15 protein-coding genes are annotated in these 17493 nt (G+C 42.5%); 5 read left to right on the top strand and 10 right to left on the bottom strand.

The features are described from left to right. The first annotated feature begins 70 nt into the window (after positions 1-70). The 4 genes from QEP07_RS06790 to QEP07_RS06775 all read left to right on the top strand — a co-directional run bounded on the left by QEP07_RS06790 (position 71) and on the right by QEP07_RS06775 (position 6365). The gene (locus tag QEP07_RS06790) at positions 71-520 is read left to right on the top strand and encodes a lipocalin family protein (RefSeq protein WP_285009193.1); all 450 of its coding nucleotides are present in this window, start codon (positions 71-73) and stop codon (positions 518-520) included. Between the two features lie 50 nt (positions 521-570). Then, a complete protein-coding gene (dnaE, locus tag QEP07_RS06785; protein ID WP_285009192.1) occupies positions 571-4998 on the top strand; it encodes a DNA polymerase III subunit alpha in 4428 nt (1475 codons plus the stop codon). Between the two features lie 70 nt (positions 4999-5068). Beyond that, positions 5069-5386, top strand: a complete 318-nt coding sequence (gene trxA, locus QEP07_RS06780) for a thioredoxin (RefSeq protein WP_256004239.1) — start codon at positions 5069-5071, stop codon at positions 5384-5386. Positions 5387-5450: 64 nt separating this feature from the next. Further along, entirely contained in the window at positions 5451-6365 is a 915-nt protein-coding gene (locus QEP07_RS06775; RefSeq protein WP_285009191.1) for a DUF58 domain-containing protein, read from the top strand. A gap of 7 nt (positions 6366-6372) precedes the next feature. Here QEP07_RS06775 and QEP07_RS06770 read toward each other — a convergent pair whose 3' ends face one another. The 9 genes from QEP07_RS06770 to QEP07_RS06730 form a co-directional block, all read right to left on the bottom strand. Continuing rightward, positions 6373-6825, bottom strand: a complete 453-nt coding sequence (locus tag QEP07_RS06770) for a hypothetical protein (protein ID WP_285009190.1) — start codon at positions 6823-6825, stop codon at positions 6373-6375. A gap of 9 nt (positions 6826-6834) precedes the next feature. After that, positions 6835-7365 carry a hypothetical protein gene (locus tag QEP07_RS06765; protein WP_285009189.1) on the bottom strand — a complete coding sequence of 177 codons (531 nt, stop codon included), beginning with the start codon at positions 7363-7365 and terminating at the stop codon, positions 6835-6837. Between the two features lie 33 nt (positions 7366-7398). Further along, positions 7399-7959, bottom strand: a complete 561-nt coding sequence (locus tag QEP07_RS06760) for an RNA polymerase sigma factor (RefSeq protein WP_256004244.1) — start codon at positions 7957-7959, stop codon at positions 7399-7401. Between the two features lie 32 nt (positions 7960-7991). Continuing rightward, complete coding sequence (locus QEP07_RS06755) at positions 7992-8951, bottom strand: transketolase family protein (protein ID WP_285009188.1); 960 nt, start codon at positions 8949-8951, stop codon at positions 7992-7994. A gap of 1 nt (position 8952) precedes the next feature. Continuing rightward, positions 8953-9798 carry a transketolase gene (locus tag QEP07_RS06750; protein ID WP_285009187.1) on the bottom strand — a complete coding sequence of 282 codons (846 nt, stop codon included), beginning with the start codon at positions 9796-9798 and terminating at the stop codon, positions 8953-8955. 81 nt (positions 9799-9879) lie between these two features. Beyond that, positions 9880-10341, bottom strand: a complete 462-nt coding sequence (gene bcp / locus QEP07_RS06745; protein WP_285009186.1) for a thioredoxin-dependent thiol peroxidase — start codon at positions 10339-10341, stop codon at positions 9880-9882. 4 nt (positions 10342-10345) lie between these two features. Then, positions 10346-12067, bottom strand: coding sequence for a peptidoglycan DD-metalloendopeptidase family protein (locus tag QEP07_RS06740; protein ID WP_285009185.1), 1722 nt, complete (start codon positions 12065-12067; stop codon positions 10346-10348). A gap of 1 nt (position 12068) precedes the next feature. Next, the gene (locus tag QEP07_RS06735) at positions 12069-12680 is read right to left on the bottom strand and encodes a fumarylacetoacetate hydrolase family protein (protein ID WP_285009184.1); all 612 of its coding nucleotides are present in this window, start codon (positions 12678-12680) and stop codon (positions 12069-12071) included. Between the two features lie 29 nt (positions 12681-12709). Next, on the bottom strand, positions 12710-13159 hold the full coding sequence (locus tag QEP07_RS06730; protein WP_285009183.1) for a T9SS type A sorting domain-containing protein: 450 nt from the start codon (positions 13157-13159) through the stop codon (positions 12710-12712). Between the two features lie 235 nt (positions 13160-13394). Here QEP07_RS06730 and QEP07_RS06725 point away from each other — a divergent pair, with 235 nt between their 5' ends. Further along, on the top strand, positions 13395-15347 hold the full coding sequence (locus QEP07_RS06725) for a KUP/HAK/KT family potassium transporter (RefSeq protein ID WP_256004258.1): 1953 nt from the start codon (positions 13395-13397) through the stop codon (positions 15345-15347). Between the two features lie 196 nt (positions 15348-15543). Here the strand turns inward: QEP07_RS06725 and QEP07_RS06720 are convergent, their stop codons facing one another. Next, complete coding sequence (locus QEP07_RS06720; RefSeq protein WP_285009182.1) at positions 15544-17487, bottom strand: amino acid permease; 1944 nt, start codon at positions 17485-17487, stop codon at positions 15544-15546. Positions 17488-17493 lie beyond the last annotated feature (6 nt).

The raw sequence follows: 17493 nt of genomic DNA, 5'->3' as shown, positions 1-17493 counted from the left end.
TCTTTATTGCTGGTTTTATCATAAAGAATTTACATTTGCTTAATTGCATCAGCAAAATTACAAAGCCTTTATGGATAACACACCTGTACAGAAAGTCGATATTTTGATGTATGCCGGAAAATGGTATACGCTATATTCGATACCAACTTTAATGAGCAGGAACTGGAGGCAGACTACGGAAACCTATGTGATCCACCCGGATGGATACTATGCTGTATTTAATACCTATAGAGTGCCCGGTAGCGACGATCAGAAATATTTTCGCTCTAAGTTGTACGTGGTTCGCGGCAGTGGCAATGCTCATTTTAAGCTTCAGGCTGTTTGGCCATTCAAGCTGGATTACTGGGTTATTGAACTGGCGGAGGATTACTCTTACGCGGTGGTGGGGCATCCTGAGTATAAACATCTTTCTATCATGTCACGCAGGCCCGGAATTGATGAGGTGCTATTACAGGAGATTGTCGACAGGTGCAGCCGGAAAGGATATGATACAGGTAAGCTGGTGGATCAGCAGCATTAATTAGTTTTCAACCGCCCGTTTTACGCGGTAAAAAATCAGTATTTTTGGGTATGTATTTGATTTTTGATACGGAAACGACAGGTTTGCCCAGGAACTGGAACGCGCCGATTACTGATACTGATAACTGGCCGAGGTGTATACAGATTGCTTGGCAGCTGCATGATGATTTTGGAGCGCTCATTGAGAATCAGGATTTTCTTGTTAAGCCGGATGGATTTAATATTCCGTACGATGCTGAGCGTATCCATGGTATATGTACAGAACTTGCTCAAGAGCAGGGTGCTGATTTAAAAGAGGTACTCATCAAATTTAATGAGTCACTTTCCAAAGCAAGTTTCGTGGTTGGTCAAAATATTGGTTTTGATATAAATATCATGGGCTGTGAGTTTTTCAGGCTGGGCATGGAGAGTCCGCTTTCACAGTTGCCGGTTCTCGATACCTGTACGGAATCTACAGCTGAATTAATTAAGCTGCCAGGAGGGCGCGGGGGAAAGTTCAAACTGCCCAATCTTACTGAACTTCATCAGTACCTTTTTGGTGAGCCGTTTGCTGAAGCGCACAATGCCACTGCAGATGTTGAGGCAACTTCGAGATGTTTTCTTCAATTAATCGCAATAGGGGCGTTCAAGCCCGAAGAATTAAGAAGGGACGTTGAATATCTGAGGAGGTTTAAGGAGCAAAATCCTGGACTAATTAACTGTGTAGGCCTCAAGCACGTGAATCTTAAAGCGGCTTCTGAAGATATCAGGAAGCGTTTAGGGAGATCGGCTGATGGTGTATCCAGGCAAGTAGACAAAGAAGCTCAAGAGAGACTTAAAACGGCTGTTTTTGCTCACCTCCATAATCATACGCAGTTTTCTGTGTTGCAGTCTACAACCAATATTCCCGCCTTAATAAAAGCTGCAGCTACCATGAAGATGCCGGCAGTAGCTATGACAGACCATGCGAATATGATGGGTGCTTTCCATTTTGTAAGTCAGGTACTGAACCACAACAAAATTGCTGAGGCCAAAAATGCTGCCGCTATAAATAACGGCGAGCCTGCGACTGAAACGATTATAAAGCCGATAGTTGGCTGCGAATTTTTCGTATGCGACGATCATACCGATAAGAAGCGGAAGGATGACGGGTACCAGGTTGTCTTTTTAGCAAAAAACAAAAATGGCTACCATAATCTGGCCAAGATGTCTTCGATCGCCTACACAAAGGGATTCTATTATGTTCCTCGAATCGATCGACATATTATTGAGCAGTATAAAGAAGACATTATTGTCCTTTCCGGTAGTCTTTATGGTGAAGTATCGAGTAAGTTGCTGAATATAGGAGAGAGGCAGGCAGAGGAGTCATTGTTGTGGTGGAAGTCTGTGTTTGGAGAAGACTTCTATATAGAGATCATGCGTCATAATCAGGATGACGAAAATATTGTGAACGCATCACTGATATCGTTGGCTAGAAAGCATGAAATTAAATTGATTGCTACCAACAACACCTACTATATCAGTAAAAAGGACGCCAATGCACACGATATTCTTTTGTGTGTTAAAGATGGAGAGAAGCAGGCAACTCAGATAGGCAGGGGACGGGGGTTCCGTTACGGGCTACCTAATCAGGAATATTATTTCAAGTCTTCAGATGAAATGAAGGTGCTCTTTTCTGACCTTCCTGAAGCTATAACAAATATTCAGGAGGTAATTGATAAGATAGAGACATACAAGCTGGCCCGCGAGGTGTTGTTACCTAAGTTCGATATCCCACAGGAATTTGTAGTTGCAGAAGATGATACAGATGGTGGTAAGAGGGGTGAAAATAAGTATCTCAAACATCTGACCTATGAAGGTGCCAGGCGCAGATATGGAGAACTTTCTCCAGACATCATAGAAAGACTGGATTTCGAGTTGCATACCATTGAGAAGACGGGGTATCCGGGCTATTTTCTGATTGTTCAGGATTTTATCGCTGAGGCAAGGAAGCTTGATGTTTCGGTAGGGCCGGGGCGGGGTTCTGCCGCAGGATCTGTAGTTGCCTATTGTCTCGGGATTACAAACATAGATCCGATCAAGTACGATCTTCTTTTTGAGCGTTTCCTCAACCCCGACCGGGTGTCAATGCCGGATATTGATATTGACTTCGACGACGAGGGCCGCGGAAGGGTAATGGATTATGTGATTAGGAAATATGGGGCTAATCAGGTTGCCCAGATCATTACTTACGGAACTATGGCTGCGAAGTCGTCTATCCGGGATACAGCCAGGGTACTTGATCTACCCTTATATGAGGCTGACAAAATTGCGAAGCTGATACCGAACATGAAGTTGGCGAAGATCTTCAGTTTGGAGGAAAAAGCTTTGAAGGAGGCATTGCGTGCAGACGAATATGAGAAGGTTTCGGAGCTGAAGAGTATGGCCTCTGCTAAAAATCTGAGCGCCGAGACTATTCTTCAGGCTCAGGTATTGGAAGGCTCGCTCCGGAATACGGGGATACACGCCTGCGGTGTTATCATAACGCCAGATGATATTACCAATTTTGTACCGGTGGCAACTGCCAAGGATTCGGACCTATATGTGACGCAGTTTGATAACTCTGTAGTAGAAAGTGCCGGCCTCCTGAAAATGGATTTTTTAGGGCTTAAAACGCTTACCCTCATCAAGGACACCGTTAAGCTTGTGAAACAGGGCCAGGGGATAGAGCTTGACCCGGATAGGTTCCCTATTGATGATGTAAAAACATATGAGTTGTTTCAACGCGGAGAAACCATAGGCATATTTCAATATGAAAGCAGTGGAATGCAGAAATACATGAAGGAGCTAAAGCCCACGGTGTTCGGCGACCTGATCGCTATGAATGCGCTCTACAGACCAGGGCCGCTTGAATACATACCGAGTTTTGTAAGACGTAAGAATGGTGAGGAAGAGATTAAGTATGATCTTGAAGCTTGTGAAGAATACCTAAAGGAAACTTACGGAATTACGGTCTACCAGGAACAGGTTATGCTTTTGTCGCAAAAGCTCGCGGGTTTTACAAAAGGTGAAGCAGACGTGTTACGGAAAGCGATGGGTAAAAAGCAAAAGGATGTCCTTGATAAAATGAAACCCAAGTTCATTTCACAAGCGGCAGAGAAGGGGCATGATGCTGTGATCCTTGAGAAAATTTGGAAAGACTGGGAAGCCTTCGCCTCCTATGCGTTTAATAAGTCGCACTCCACATGTTATGCCTGGATTGCCTACCAGACTGCCTACTTGAAGGCACACTACCCCGCCGAGTACATGGCGGCAGTGCTATCAAACAACATGACCGACATAAAGCAGGTAGCATTCTTCATGGAGGAATGCAAACAAATGGGAGTATCTGTGTTGGGCCCTGACGTAAATGAATCGGATATTAAATTTTCAGTGAATGCAAATGGCCAGGTCCGGTTCGGGTTATCGGGGATAAAAGGTGTAGGTGAAAAGGCGGTAGAAAGTATCATAGAAGAGCGTGTCACTCATGGCCCGTATAAGAGCGTTTATGATTTCGCTAAACGATCCAACACGCGTACTGTCAATAAAAAAGCCTATGAAAGCTTTGTTTATAGTGGTGCGTTAGACGGCTTCGGATATCATCGTGCGCAGTACTTCTTTGTCGGTGTCAACGACAAGATGAACGGCATTGAAAAGATGATCAAATATGCCAATGACTTCCAAAACAACGAGTCTTCGTCTCAATCGTCGCTTTTTGGAGGTTCCGTAGCGAATCTTATTCTGGAACCTTCTCTACCTGTAGCGCCGGAATGGAGTTTAATTGATCGTCTGAAATATGAAAAGGATTCGATTGGGATCTTTTTGAGTGGACACCCCCTTGATAATTACAGGCTCGAACTTAATGAGTTTTGCCAGCACAAAGTTAAGCATCTGGCGCTGGTCAATAAAATAAGATCCGGCGACAGCAACGAAGAACTTGTTGCAGAATTTGATTCGATCAAGAATCGGGAACTTGTAGTGGGTGGACTTGTCGTGGCCTCTTCACAGCGGATGACAAAGACTGGTAAACCTTTTGGTACAATCGTGTTTGAGGATTACGACGACACGTGCGAACTTGCTCTTTTTGGAGACGATTTTATTAAGTTCAAGCAATTTCTTACAGAGGGGTATTTTCTTCAGATACGGGGTAGGGTCGCTGAGCGGTTTAGAAAGGAGGGCGACTGGGAATTCAAGATTACCGCTATAAATCTGCTGTCAGAAATAAGAGACAAGCTCGCAAAATGTGTGACTATTCAGGTGCCTCTTGAGCGGGTTACAGACGACTTTATGCGTCAGATAAACGACATTTTAGAAATTAATAAGGCAGAAACCGAACACCAGAGTTGTCAGCTGTTATTTGATATATACGACAGTGAGCAAAGTGTAAATATTAAAATGCCGTCTAAAACAATGAAAATAAATCCAAATAACAGGCTCCTAGAACAATTGATTCAACTCGATGTTAATCCTAAGTTGAACTAATGTCATATTGGCACTGCCAGGTTGATGGCATTACAATTGATAATATATTTGTAAATAAAAATTTGAAATTATGGCTTTGGAAATTACGGATGCAAACTTCGAGGAAGTTGTATTAAAATCAGATAAACCCGTTTTAGTTGATTTTTGGGCAGAATGGTGTGGTCCATGTCGCATGGTGGGCCCGTCAGTCGATGAAATATCTAAGGAGTATGAAGGGAAAGCAATAGTAGGGAAGGTAAACGTCGATAATAATCCACAGATATCTACTCAGTTTGGTATCAGAAATATCCCGGCTCTACTGTATTTTAAGAACGGTGAGGTTGTCGATAAGCAGGTTGGAGCTGTTCCTAAGTCTGTGCTGTCTCAAAAGCTTGATAAGCAGTTGTAGTCGACAAAAAAATATGTAAGGAAAGCGTTCATGATTCAATGGACGCTTTTTTTATATTTACTATATGCAAATCATCAATGAACAGGAGGACGGTTTTTCGAATCTAGACTTACTCGCTCAGCAGGTCGTTGAGGGTTTTATCACAGGTTTACATCAAAGTCCATTCCACGGCTTTTCCGTTGAGTTTTCCGAGCACCGCTTATATAACGCTGGGGAAAGTGTGAAAAGCATTGACTGGAAACTTTATGCAAAAACGGAAAAGCTTTTCAGTAAGCGGTATGAAGAAGAAACAAACCTTCGGTGTCAGTTTGTTTTGGACGTCTCTTCGTCCATGTATTTTCCGAACGGTCCCAATAACAAGCTCCGCTTTTCGATATTGGCAATTGCAGCATTAATTAAATTGTTAAGACGCCAAAGAGATGCATTTGGCTTAAGCATTTTTACAGATCACCTTTTAGTAAGTACAGACACTAAATCAACATTATCTCATCAGAGGTATCTCTTCGCTGAGCTTGAGCGGGTTTTCAAAGAGAGGATGCAGAATCGGAAGACAGATTTGACTCAAATACTTCATCAGATAGCAGAGTTGGTTCACAAGCGGTCATTGATCGTACTATTTAGTGATATGCTTCAATCATACAACGCTGAGGCTGAGATCGATCGAATGTTTACTGCGCTGCAACATCTGAAGTTTAACAAGCATGAAGTGATAATATTTAATGTGTCAGACAAACAGAAGGAGATTGACTTTAATTTTGGGAACCACCGTTACGAGTTTATCGACTTAGAAACTGGTGGCCGCATAACTACCTTCACAACTGACATCAAGCGTCAATACGCTTCAAGAATACGCGACTATTATAAGGCTCTTCAACTAAAGTGCGCTCGTTATAAAATAGATCTGATTGATGTGGATATACAGCAAAATGTTGATCAGGTTTTAGAGAAGTATTTAATCAAGAGAAAAAGAATGGGTTAAACGAACTTTAGTTGCGGCCCGGTCTTGAAGTTCGGTATCTCGATAAAATCTCCCGTTTAAATGCCTCCTGAGCCCGATAGAACTTGCCGACGGTTTTAATAGGCAGGTTCGATTTTAATTTGAAGTAATATTTCCTGTCTAGATTGAGCTCTTTTTGTCTCATGGTAAAATCGTTGAGAATCAACGCTTGCACTTCACTGTCATTCAGTTGTTCAATTTCGTCAATCTTTCTAAAACTGATCATCCTTTGCGTACGCTCCTTGCGCAGAAGTTCCTGCTCATTTTGCCACTGATTATAAATAGGCCAGAAAATCTTCGCATCACTTGGAGACAAGTCTAATTTTTCTGTTAGATAGGCGATTTTATACCGTTCAATCTCAACAAGGCGCGATTCCCGGGTACCTTGAGCGTACAAACCAAGAGGTATCAATAGAAAAATAATTGCGATTAAATTCTTCATTCTGTTCATTTATAGATTGCTTGCCAAGTCGCTTTGTGAGTAATTATCAAGAATATACTTTTCGAGTGCCTGATCTTCCGCCGATGCTATAGGATCGCCCTGATTTAATGACTCAATGTGTTCAATTATAACTTGCTCGTCGATGTCAAACAAAACCTGTTCGCTAACAATATCATTGAAACGCTCATTTTGAGCGCTTTGAGACGGATTCAACCATTTATTTCCTGCCATATACCCGGCAGCCAGCAAAATAACAAAACACGCCACTGACGCATATTTAATGAAGCCGGAAGGCCACAATCTGGTGATTTTAGCTGGTTCTCCAACCTTCGCAGAGGTTTTAGAAATAATCTCTGCGGCTAATTGCTCAAAGTAATTCGACGGCACAATAAAGCCGCTATTTGTACTAGGGGGAAACTTTTCTAAAAAAATTCTGGCTCGTACTTGATCGCCCAGTTCTTCAAAGTAGTCTGAAGGAATCGTGAACCCAGTATCCTTCAAGCCCTTCATCCATTCCAAGTGTTCTAAATTCTCTTCCATTGCATTATATTGATGGAATAATTGGCAAAAGGTTTAAAACCGAATGTCCTCATTTAGCATAAAAGCCTCAATTTTTTTAACGGCGATATGAAAGGATGCCTTAAGTGCACCAACACTCGTTCCTGTAATTTCAGAAATCTCTTCATATTTAAGTTCATCGAAATACTTCATGTTAAAAATCAGGCGTTGTTTTTCGGGAAGTGTAAGTAACGCCTTCTGCAACTTTAGCTGGAGTTTGTCGCCGTCAAAATACGGTGAAGCTAAAAGCGTTCTCTCCAGCTCGCCTGACACCTCGTCTAATGAGGTGTTGTTTTGCTGCTTCTTTTTGTTTAAAAAGGTGATTGACTCATTCGTTGCAATCCTGTACAGCCAGGTGTACAGTTGCGAATCGCTGCGAAAATTGGCGAGGTTTTTCCAAACTTTAACAAAGACATCCTGTACCAGGTCGTCGGTGTCGTCATGATCAATGACCAGCCGTCTGATATGCCAATATAGTTTTTGTTTGTATTTCTGGATAAGCAGATTGAATGCTTCGTCTCTCGTCTCCGGTGAGGAGAATTTCTTTAAGATCTCAGCGTCTTCAACCTGCTTCATTATATCTGTTGCTGTTTCCGAAATTGGCTTTTCTACTTGCCTGCGCGCTTCATTACTTTTTGTGTTGCTGCAACTATATCGGCGCTATCCAGTCCGTACTTTGTCATCAACTGATCCGGGGTCCCACTTTCTCCAAAGCTATCGTTAACGGCAACAAATTCTTGAGGCGTTGGTAGTTCGGTTACCAATAGTCTCGAAATGCTCTCTCCCAGGCCGCCATACTTATTATGCTCTTCACAGGTAACGACGCATCCTGTCTTTTTAACCGACTTCAGAATGGCCTCTTCATCAAGTGGTTTTATTGTGTGGATGTTAATGATTTCTGCATCGATTCCCAGTTCAGCTAATTTTTCGCCCGCTTCAATTGCTTTCCAGACCATATGTCCTGTAGCTACGATAGTTACATCTTTACCCTCATTCACCATCCATGCTTTTCCGATCTCGAACTTCTGGTCCGGATCTGTAAACACAGGTATTACTGGTCTTCCAAACCGCAAATACACTGGTCCATGGTGTTCAGCAATGGCGATAGTAGCAGCCTTAGTCTGGTTGTAATCGCAAGGGTTAATTACGGTCATGCCTGGGAGCATCTTCATCAGGCCTATGTCTTCAAGAATTTGGTGGGTTGCACCATCCTCGCCTAACGTAAGGCCGGCATGAGAGGCACATATCTTGACATTTTTATCAGAATAAGCAACCGACTGACGAATTTGATCATAAACCCTTCCGGTTGAGAAGTTGGCGAACGATCCGGTAAACGGTATTTTACCGCCGATGGTAAGTCCTGCAGCGATTCCTATCATGTTCGCTTCAGCAATTCCCACCTGGAAAAAGCGTTCTGGAAATTCTTTAATAAACGCGTCCATTTTTAACGATCCGACGAGGTCAGCGCATAAGGCGACAACTTCTGGATTCTTTTTGCCGGCCTCCAACAGTCCTGCGCCAAATCCGGAGCGCGTATCTTTCTTCTCCGTGTATGTATATTTCTTCATCTTAGTAATCAGTTTGAGTGCTGGTAAGTTGCGCAAGCGCTGTCGTTAATTGCTCGTCATTCGGCGCTACGCCGTGCCACTTGTGTGACCCCATCATAAAGTCGACACCATAACCCATTTGGGTGCTCATTAAGTTCAATATTGGCTTACCTTTTCCCGTAAGCGATTTGGCGTAATGGAGGGCCTTCACAATGCTGTCCATATCATTCCCGTCGGAGTCTATCACATGCCAGCCGAAGGCTTCAAATTTAGCACGTAAATTTTCTAAGGAAAGGACTTTTTCTGTTGGACCATCGATCTGCTGGCCATTGTAGTCAACAGTAGATATCAAATTATCTACTTTATTAAATGGCGCATACATGATGGCCTCCCAGTTTTGACCCTCTTGCAGTTCTCCGTCACCATGCAGTGAAAATACAATGGATGTGTCTTTATTAAGCTTTTTAGCTAAAGCCGCACCTATGGCCACAGACATACCTTGTCCCAGTGAGCCCGAAGCTACACGCACTCCGGGCAGTCCTTCATGCGTTGTAGGATGTCCTTGTAGTCGCGAATCAAGTTTTCTGAAAGTAGCCAGCTCACTAAGCTCAAAATATCCCGATCTCGCTAAGACACTATAAAAAACAGGTGATATGTGTCCGTTAGACAGGAAGAACAAGTCTTCGTTTTTTCCATCCATCTGGAAATCCGATGAGTGATTCATCACCTCAAAATAAAGAGCCGTCATAAAATCTGCACAGCCAAGTGACCCCCCAGGGTGTCCTGATTGGCAGGCATGGACCATCCTTACAATGTCCCTTCGAACCTGAGAAGCGATGTCCGTTAATTCATTAATTGTATGTTTCATTTATTTGGGGGTTATATAAAATAATAGCAAACTTATGTAAAACTAGGGTACTAACCATAGCGAACGAAAAAAAATGAAATTTCAACTAAGCAGGCTAAGCACCTGAGCCGAAGAATTCTTTGTGTCAACTTTTGTTATGATATGTAAGATATATCCTTCTTCGTCAATAACAAATGTTGTTCTGTTTGTACCCATATAAATCTTACCATACATACTTTTCTCTCCCCATACACCATATAGCTCAACGATCTTTTTGTCCGGATCGGCAAGCAGGGGAAAAGGTAAATTGTGTTTTGTAACAAACTTCTGGTGGGATTTCTCATCATCAATGCTTACACCCAATACAACTATCCCTTTCCCAATTAAACTTTCATAGTTGTCTCTGAAATTACATGCTTCCGCTGTGCAGCCCGGCGTATCATCCTTCGGATAAAAATAGAGGATAACTATTTTTCCTTTAAACTGGCTTAAGGAAACCATATTACCGTTCTGGTCCTTCTCAGTGAAGTCCGGGGCCTTTTGACCTGCTTTTAGTTGTGTCATGATGCTATTTGTAAAAGGTTACATTATACGTTTTGGCGTTGTTTTTCATATCTGTAACAACAAGCTTAAAGGTATGTTTACCAGATAACGTAAGATCATCAAAGGTGTGCCAGAGCGTTGCGGTCTTAGCGTCAAATTCCATAAGTACCCATTTGTCGTCTATATAGCCGTTGAAGCTTTTAAGACCCGATAGGTCATCCCTTATTTTAAACGTTACCTTACTCACGTTTCCCATCCGTTTTCCTTCTGATATATTGAGCGGGGTGATGGTTGGGGCTATTGTGTCGACAGAAATATAATAATTACCAAAAGTCCGTGGCGTTGCTTTAACGTAACCGTCTTCAAATGATCCGCCCTGTGATATTCCGGATGCGTTAAGGATCACAGCCTTTTCCTGATAAGGGATCAAAGTGCTGTCAGCTTTTATCCAAAGCTCAAACCCCGTGTGCAATGGAACTTTGTTGTTATGAATCTGATAGGATGATGAGTATACATTATATGACTGGCGCGGCAACTTTTTGGCAGAGAAATAGACATCGTTATAAAGCGTTCCCTTGGTCAATATCACCCTCACATCATCCTCAATGTATTCATTTCTATCGGTGAATTTAAAGATTGTATCTGCCTTAACCTCCGGCGTTTTAATGACCGCTTGGTTGTCCGACTGAACGTTAAACGTTAAGGTGCTCTTATTTCCGCGGCCATCTATTACCGTGTATTTCATCCGGTGAAGTTTGCCGTCATTAAATGTTACGCGCCCATAATTTAGAACGTTACTATAAATTTTAAGCGGGTTGCCAGGATCAACAAAACTCTTTTGAATCGATATCTTGGTTTTAAGGTAATGCGGATAATCGATATGAGCATTGATGGCTCTGCTGTTAACGAACTCAAAGCGTTCCATAGAGGAACTGTATATCACCGTTCCATCAAGTTCAAGTTGAATCGCGTACACGCCGTTCAGGCCAGAAGCGCCGGTATGGCGATCGTTTGTGACGATTCCGAACCCTACCTCACCGCCCAGGCGCAGGGTAGTTACGTGATGTATCCGGTAGTTTCCAGCTGAACCAATAAGCCGAAAGTACTGTTTTGGAGTCAACTCATTAAAAACCTTATGATTCAATCGATACACATATAATGAATGTATCACGGGGGGAACGTTGTCCGGTATCTCTATGCCGAATAGTTGAGGATTTATAGTTGCCTCCGTTTTAGAATCTCTTATCTCAAAATGGAGGTGCGGTCCGGCCGATCCTCCGGTGTTCCCCGAATAAGCGATCACCTGTCCCTTTCGTACTGGTAAGAGCGAGCTATCAACAAGTTCATCTACCTCAAATGACTTTTTATGGTATTGAATGCGTTTTACCTGATCGGCTATCTCCGGGCCAAATCGCTGGAGATGCGCGTATACAGAAGTGAACCCATTGGGGTGGTTAACGTATAAGGCAAGTCCAAAGCCTCCATTCTGCACTCTAAGGCGCGATACGAAGCCATCAGCCACAGCAAAAACCGGATAGCCCTCGCGTTGATTGGTGCGGAAATCAAGTCCGGAATGAAAGTGATTAGACCGCAGTTCACCAAAAGAGCCGGAAAGCGCTGGAGGTTTGATGTCCAGGGGCTGACGGAAGTCAACCAACGGATATTTGTTGTTACTCCATACTGGTTGGCTATACGCGAATATTGGCACAATTGCCCAGATTATAAAAACTGATAAAATTCTGATCATACTACCTGATGTCAAATTTTATTAGCTCTTGTCCGCATAGCCAAGCCTGCAACTTATCGCCCGGGACTATGCGACCTACGCCTTCTGGCGTACCGGTGAAAATTAGGTCCCCTTTTTTTAATGTAATATACTTTGATATGAATGATATGATGTTATCAAATGAGAAGATCATATTGCGCGTGTTGCCAAGCTGTTTCGTTTCCCCGTTTACGTCCAGTCGAAAATCAAGATTGTAGATGTCTTGGAAGTCTGACTTTGGTAAAAAATTGCTGATTGCCGCGGAATGATCAAATGCCTTGGCCAGTTCCCATGGCAACCCTTTTTCCTTATGTTTTGCCTGGATATCCCTCGCGGTGAAATCAATCCCAAGTCCTATTTCTTCGTAATAGTTTGATGCGAACTTTTCGGAAATATGTTTACCTTCTTTACATATTTTTAATATTACCTCAAGTTCGTAATGGATATCGGACGAGAAATCGGGGATGTAAAAAGGTTTTCCATCCCTTAGAAGGGCAGTATCAGGCTTTAAAAAAATTACAGGTGTTTCAGGTATCGGATTGTTTAATTCTTTCGCATGTGCCGCGTAGTTTCTTCCTATAGCAATTATCTTCATATTCTATAAAGAGCATCCAATCAGTGTGCTTACAAAACAGATATCCGTTTCACTATTGTTTCAGCTCCTGCCGAAATTCTCAAAAAGTATACACCAGGGTTTAATCGATTTGGAATAGCGTAGTTTTTAGTCTGCTCGCCCTCTCTTAGTCGTTCGTTAGCCAAAGTCACCACTTCATTGCCAAGCATATCAAGTATCCTGACGGAAAAATTCGCTTCCTGGTCAAGACGAATAATGAGATTAACCTTGTCATTTACCGGGTTAGGATAAATTTTAAGAACAGTTAGGTTTTTTTCAGTCCTCTGGGGGACGTAATCCAAGCCTCTTAGGTTGGAGAAACCATCGTAAGGTATTTTCCCCAAATAATACTTAGCCCTATAATTCGGAAGATCTACTTTAATTTGTGGTACTTTGTTGATTTTCTTCGCACGCATACTGTTTAAGGCGCTGTCAGCCTTTTGAGCAAAACTCTGGTTCATGCCGAGTTGACCTACAAATAGTAAGCATATGAAATGCATTATAAGCGCTATTTGGTTGTGTTTGCTCATGTTTGGTGCGACCAAAAATATAAATAAAAAAACAAAATCTTCAATGGTTTTGTTCGGCAGAAGAACATTTAACAATATTTAACACATAATGGCGTTAGGCTCATTTTAATAAAAATGAGGTGAGGTTAGAATTTGTTGTAATTTTGTCGCCTAAATTCATGCAAAAGTGTCAAGTCAAAAGCATTTAAATGCGCTAACCGCCGGCGGGTTGCTGGTAAGCTTAGGAATCGTTTATGGAGATATCGGTACATCTCCGCTCTATACACTCAAGGCGATTTTCAAATCAGTAATAGACAGTGGTCAAATCATTGATACGGAATTAGTGCTTGGAGCGCTTTCCTGTATCATTTGGACGCTCACCTTACAAACAACCGTCAAATACGTATTGATTACGCTTCGAGCTGACAACAAAGGTGAGGGCGGTATATTTTCGCTTTATTCCTTAGTTCGAAAGAATGCAAAATGGCTGGTAGTGCCCGCTGTTGTAGGCGGTTGTGCTTTGTTAGCAGATGGTATTATAACTCCAAGCATAACAGTCACTTCGGCGATCGAAGGTTTGCAGCTAAAGTTTCCTGAGGTTCAGGTCATCCCAATCGTTCTCGCAATTATCACGGTTCTTTTCATCATACAGCAATTTGGGACTAACCTGGTTGGTAAGCTGTTTGGTCCTGTTATGTTATTTTGGTTCAGTGTATTAGGCTTGCTCGGATTTTTGTTTGTTATTCAGGATATATCTATTCTACGCGCACTGAACCCTTATTATGCCGTCAAACTTATTTCTGTAAGCCCCACTGCATTATTAATATTAGGAGGCGTATTTTTATGTACTACCGGGGCAGAAGCCCTATATTCTGACATGGGCCATTGCGGTCGCAAGAATATCCGTATTAGCTGGATTTTCGTTAAAGCGATGCTTATCCTTAACTATCTCGGACAGGGAGTTTGGGTTTTGCATCATGGGGGCTTCAACAGTGATATTAATCCGTTTTTTGAGATCGTTCCCCAAGGTTACCTGCTATTCATGGTGGCTTTGGCTACCTGCGCCGCGGTGATAGCGAGCCAGGCTATGATCACCGGATCCTTTACATTGATATCAGAAGCAGTCAGGCTTAATCTCTGGCCCAAGGTCAGGATAAACTATCCAAGTAATCAAAAAGGGCAGATCTATGTGCCCTCTATCAATTGGATTTTGTGGGTAGGCTGTATATGTATTGTGCTGGTTTTCCGAAGCTCCACAAATATGGAAGCAGCGTACGGATTGGCAATAAATATCACGTTTTTGGCCACTACAATTTTAGTCGCCGCTTATATGAAACGAAAAAAAGTACCAACCTATGCTATTGTCGCCTTTCTCGTTACCTATGGCTTAATTGAAGTTACTTTTTTGGTCGGTAATCTTGCAAAGTTCCTGCACGGCGGCTGGGTTACTGTGATGATTGGGATGGCGCTCTTTACGGTAATGTGGAGTTGGTATATCGCAAGAAAAATAAAAAACCGTTTTGTTAAATACGTCGAAATCGAAGACTATTACCAAATCATAAGTGAGCTAAGTTCCGACATTTCAGTACCGAAATATTCTTCTCAGCTTGTTTATCTAACAAGTGCCAACTTTAAAACGGAGATCGAATCAAAGATTATCTATTCTATCATTCAGAAAGAACCCAAGCGAGCGGACATTTACTGGCTCGTACACGTAGATGTAGTTGACGAACCGTTTACGAGAGAATACAAGGTGGAGTTTTTAATCCCGGGAAAGCTGATTCGTATAGACTTTAAATTAGGGTTCCGGGTTGAGCAGCGGGTCAACCTCCTATACCGAAAGGTTGTAGAAGAGCTTGTTAAAAATGGTGAAGTCGACATTACGAGTCAGTATACGTCTTTGAACAGGCATAAAATTGCGGGTGATTTCAGATTTGTACTATTGGAGAAGCACCTTTCCAAGTTTTCTAATCTATCTTTCTATGAACGCACGGTGATGGATTATTATTTTATTTTGAAAAGGTTAAGCCTTTCAGAAGAAAGGAGTTTTGGTCTTGATTCCAGTTATGTCGATGTAGAAAAGGTACCGTTGATCTTCGTAACGCCTGATGACATCGAACTGAATAGATTGCCGGCATAAAAAAAGGCTCCGGGCGGAGCCTTATTGAAGGTACTCAAACCAACAATTATAGGGATAATTAGGAGGGGTAATTCAACAATGCCTTTGAGTATTGTTGAATTTTAAATCTAATGTAGAGATATATTCTCAGAATGTAGAATATATTTGAAAATAAATTCAAACGTTATTAATCTTTGGTGTTTTTGGGGAGTTTCCTCTACGTTTCTGCACGTCGTAATTTACTATGCTTATACCCGTAGAGAAAATATACGACAAGACCTACGACCAGCCATACTCCGAACCCAATCCAATTGGAAATACCTAATTCGGACATCATATAAAGGCAACTGAGTAATCCTAGTACTGGGATTAAAGACAATTGCTCCTTAATGCAATAATATAATACGATCAGGCAGATGCTCAAAAATATCCAGGTAGGTATTTTATGTTTAAACAAAGTCCAGCCGTATTCATATTTTTTTTCATAACTCAGCGCGGAACCAGCCACAAATTTTTCGTACTGATCTAAGGATTGGGCACTTAGATAAGCTTCAAGATCCGTGATAGGGGTTGAAGAGGCAGCCATCTTATTGCTAATTTCCCTCCCTAATAGCTCTAGTTCGCTTCCATCTAGAGAAGTGATCAACGTAGTAGGATCCTTTATTTTTGGTGTGTTGAATAAAAAGGAAGATGCCTCAGCCTTAAAGAACATCCCGGCCGAAATTATGGCAGCTATGAACCCAATAGGGGCTATATATCTCGAGTTGATATAGGGCGTCCTGAATTTCCCACGCTGTACATCAGTCCGGTTTTGCAGAACCAGCACCCCGGCACAAACTAGAACGAATGCGAATAATGTCCCGATTGAACACAGATCTGTAACCGTCGTTAAGTTTAAGAACAAGGAGGGTACCGCAACAACGAAGCCAACTACGATAGTTGAAAATGAAGGGGTTTTATAGACGGGGTGCAGCCTGGAGAAAGATTTCGGAAGAAGGCCGTCTCTGCTCATGCTCATCCATATTCTTGGTTGCCCCATTTGGAAAACAAGCAATACGCTGGCCATAGCAAATATCGCACTCACGGCGATAACTCCGCTTAATAAACGTAAATCTATTTGTTCAAAAACAAAGGCGAGCGGATCCCCTACAGCCAAACGATCATACCGGACAATGCCTGTCAACACCAGGGCAATAGCAATATAAATCACCGTGCAGATCACGATAGCCCACATCATCCCTCTTGGAAGGTCGCGTTGTGGATTTTTACATTCCTCTGCGGTGGTAGAAATTGCATCAAATCCGATGTAGGCGAAGAAAACCGCAGACACCCCTTTCAAGACACCCGATATGCCGTTGGGAGCAAAGGGGTCCCAATTGTCTACATCAACATAAAAAATGCCGACTGCCAGCACGAGCAATATGACGGCTAACTTTACAACCACCATTGCGTTACTCGCGTTCCTGGACTCGCGCATGCCACGGTACACCAGCCACGTAATAAATATAATGATACCAAGGGCTGGCAAGTCGGCCACAAAATGGAACCCCGCAATTTGTGGTGCAGTTAACCAGGCATTATTTGCAAGTCGCGTAGCTTCGTCCAGATCTGCATAGCTTTTGCCTGCCTTAAGCAAGGTCTCAGTTTGCAGATGCCCGTTAAAAGCAGTGAGATAATCCATTGTCATCCAGTCTGGCAGATTTATTCCGTCAATCCCGAGAAAAGGTATTCGTAAGGAGGACAGAAGTCCAGTAAAATAATCGGACCATGAAATAGCAACGGTAATGTTTCCGACCGCATACTCCATAATTAATGACCAACCGATGATCCAGGCGACAATTTCACCAAAAGCCACGTACGAATACGTATACGCGCTGCCTGATACAGGTACCATCGATGCAAACTCCGCATATGCAAACGCAGCAAAACTGCAAGCGACTGCCGTAAAAATAAAAAGGAAAATCACCGCCGGGCCGCCGTCTGCACTTGCCTTCCCAATAGTACTGAATATGCCCGCCCCAATTATCGCTGCGATACCGAAAGAAGTTAGGTCTCGAACAGTAAGCGTGCGGTGTAAGGCTGTGCCTTGATCGTCATAACGGTCAGCCGCACCTTCGAGAATTTCAGCTACAGTCTTTTTTCTAAACAGTTTTTTAAGCATGTATCT

This window comes from Pedobacter faecalis (genome assembly GCF_030182585.1).
In the GTDB taxonomy this organism is placed as follows: Bacteria; Bacteroidota; Bacteroidia; order Sphingobacteriales; family Sphingobacteriaceae; genus Pedobacter; species Pedobacter faecalis.
The sequence above is the reverse complement of the archived record's forward strand: the minus strand, read 5'-3'. Positions and strand labels throughout refer to the sequence as shown.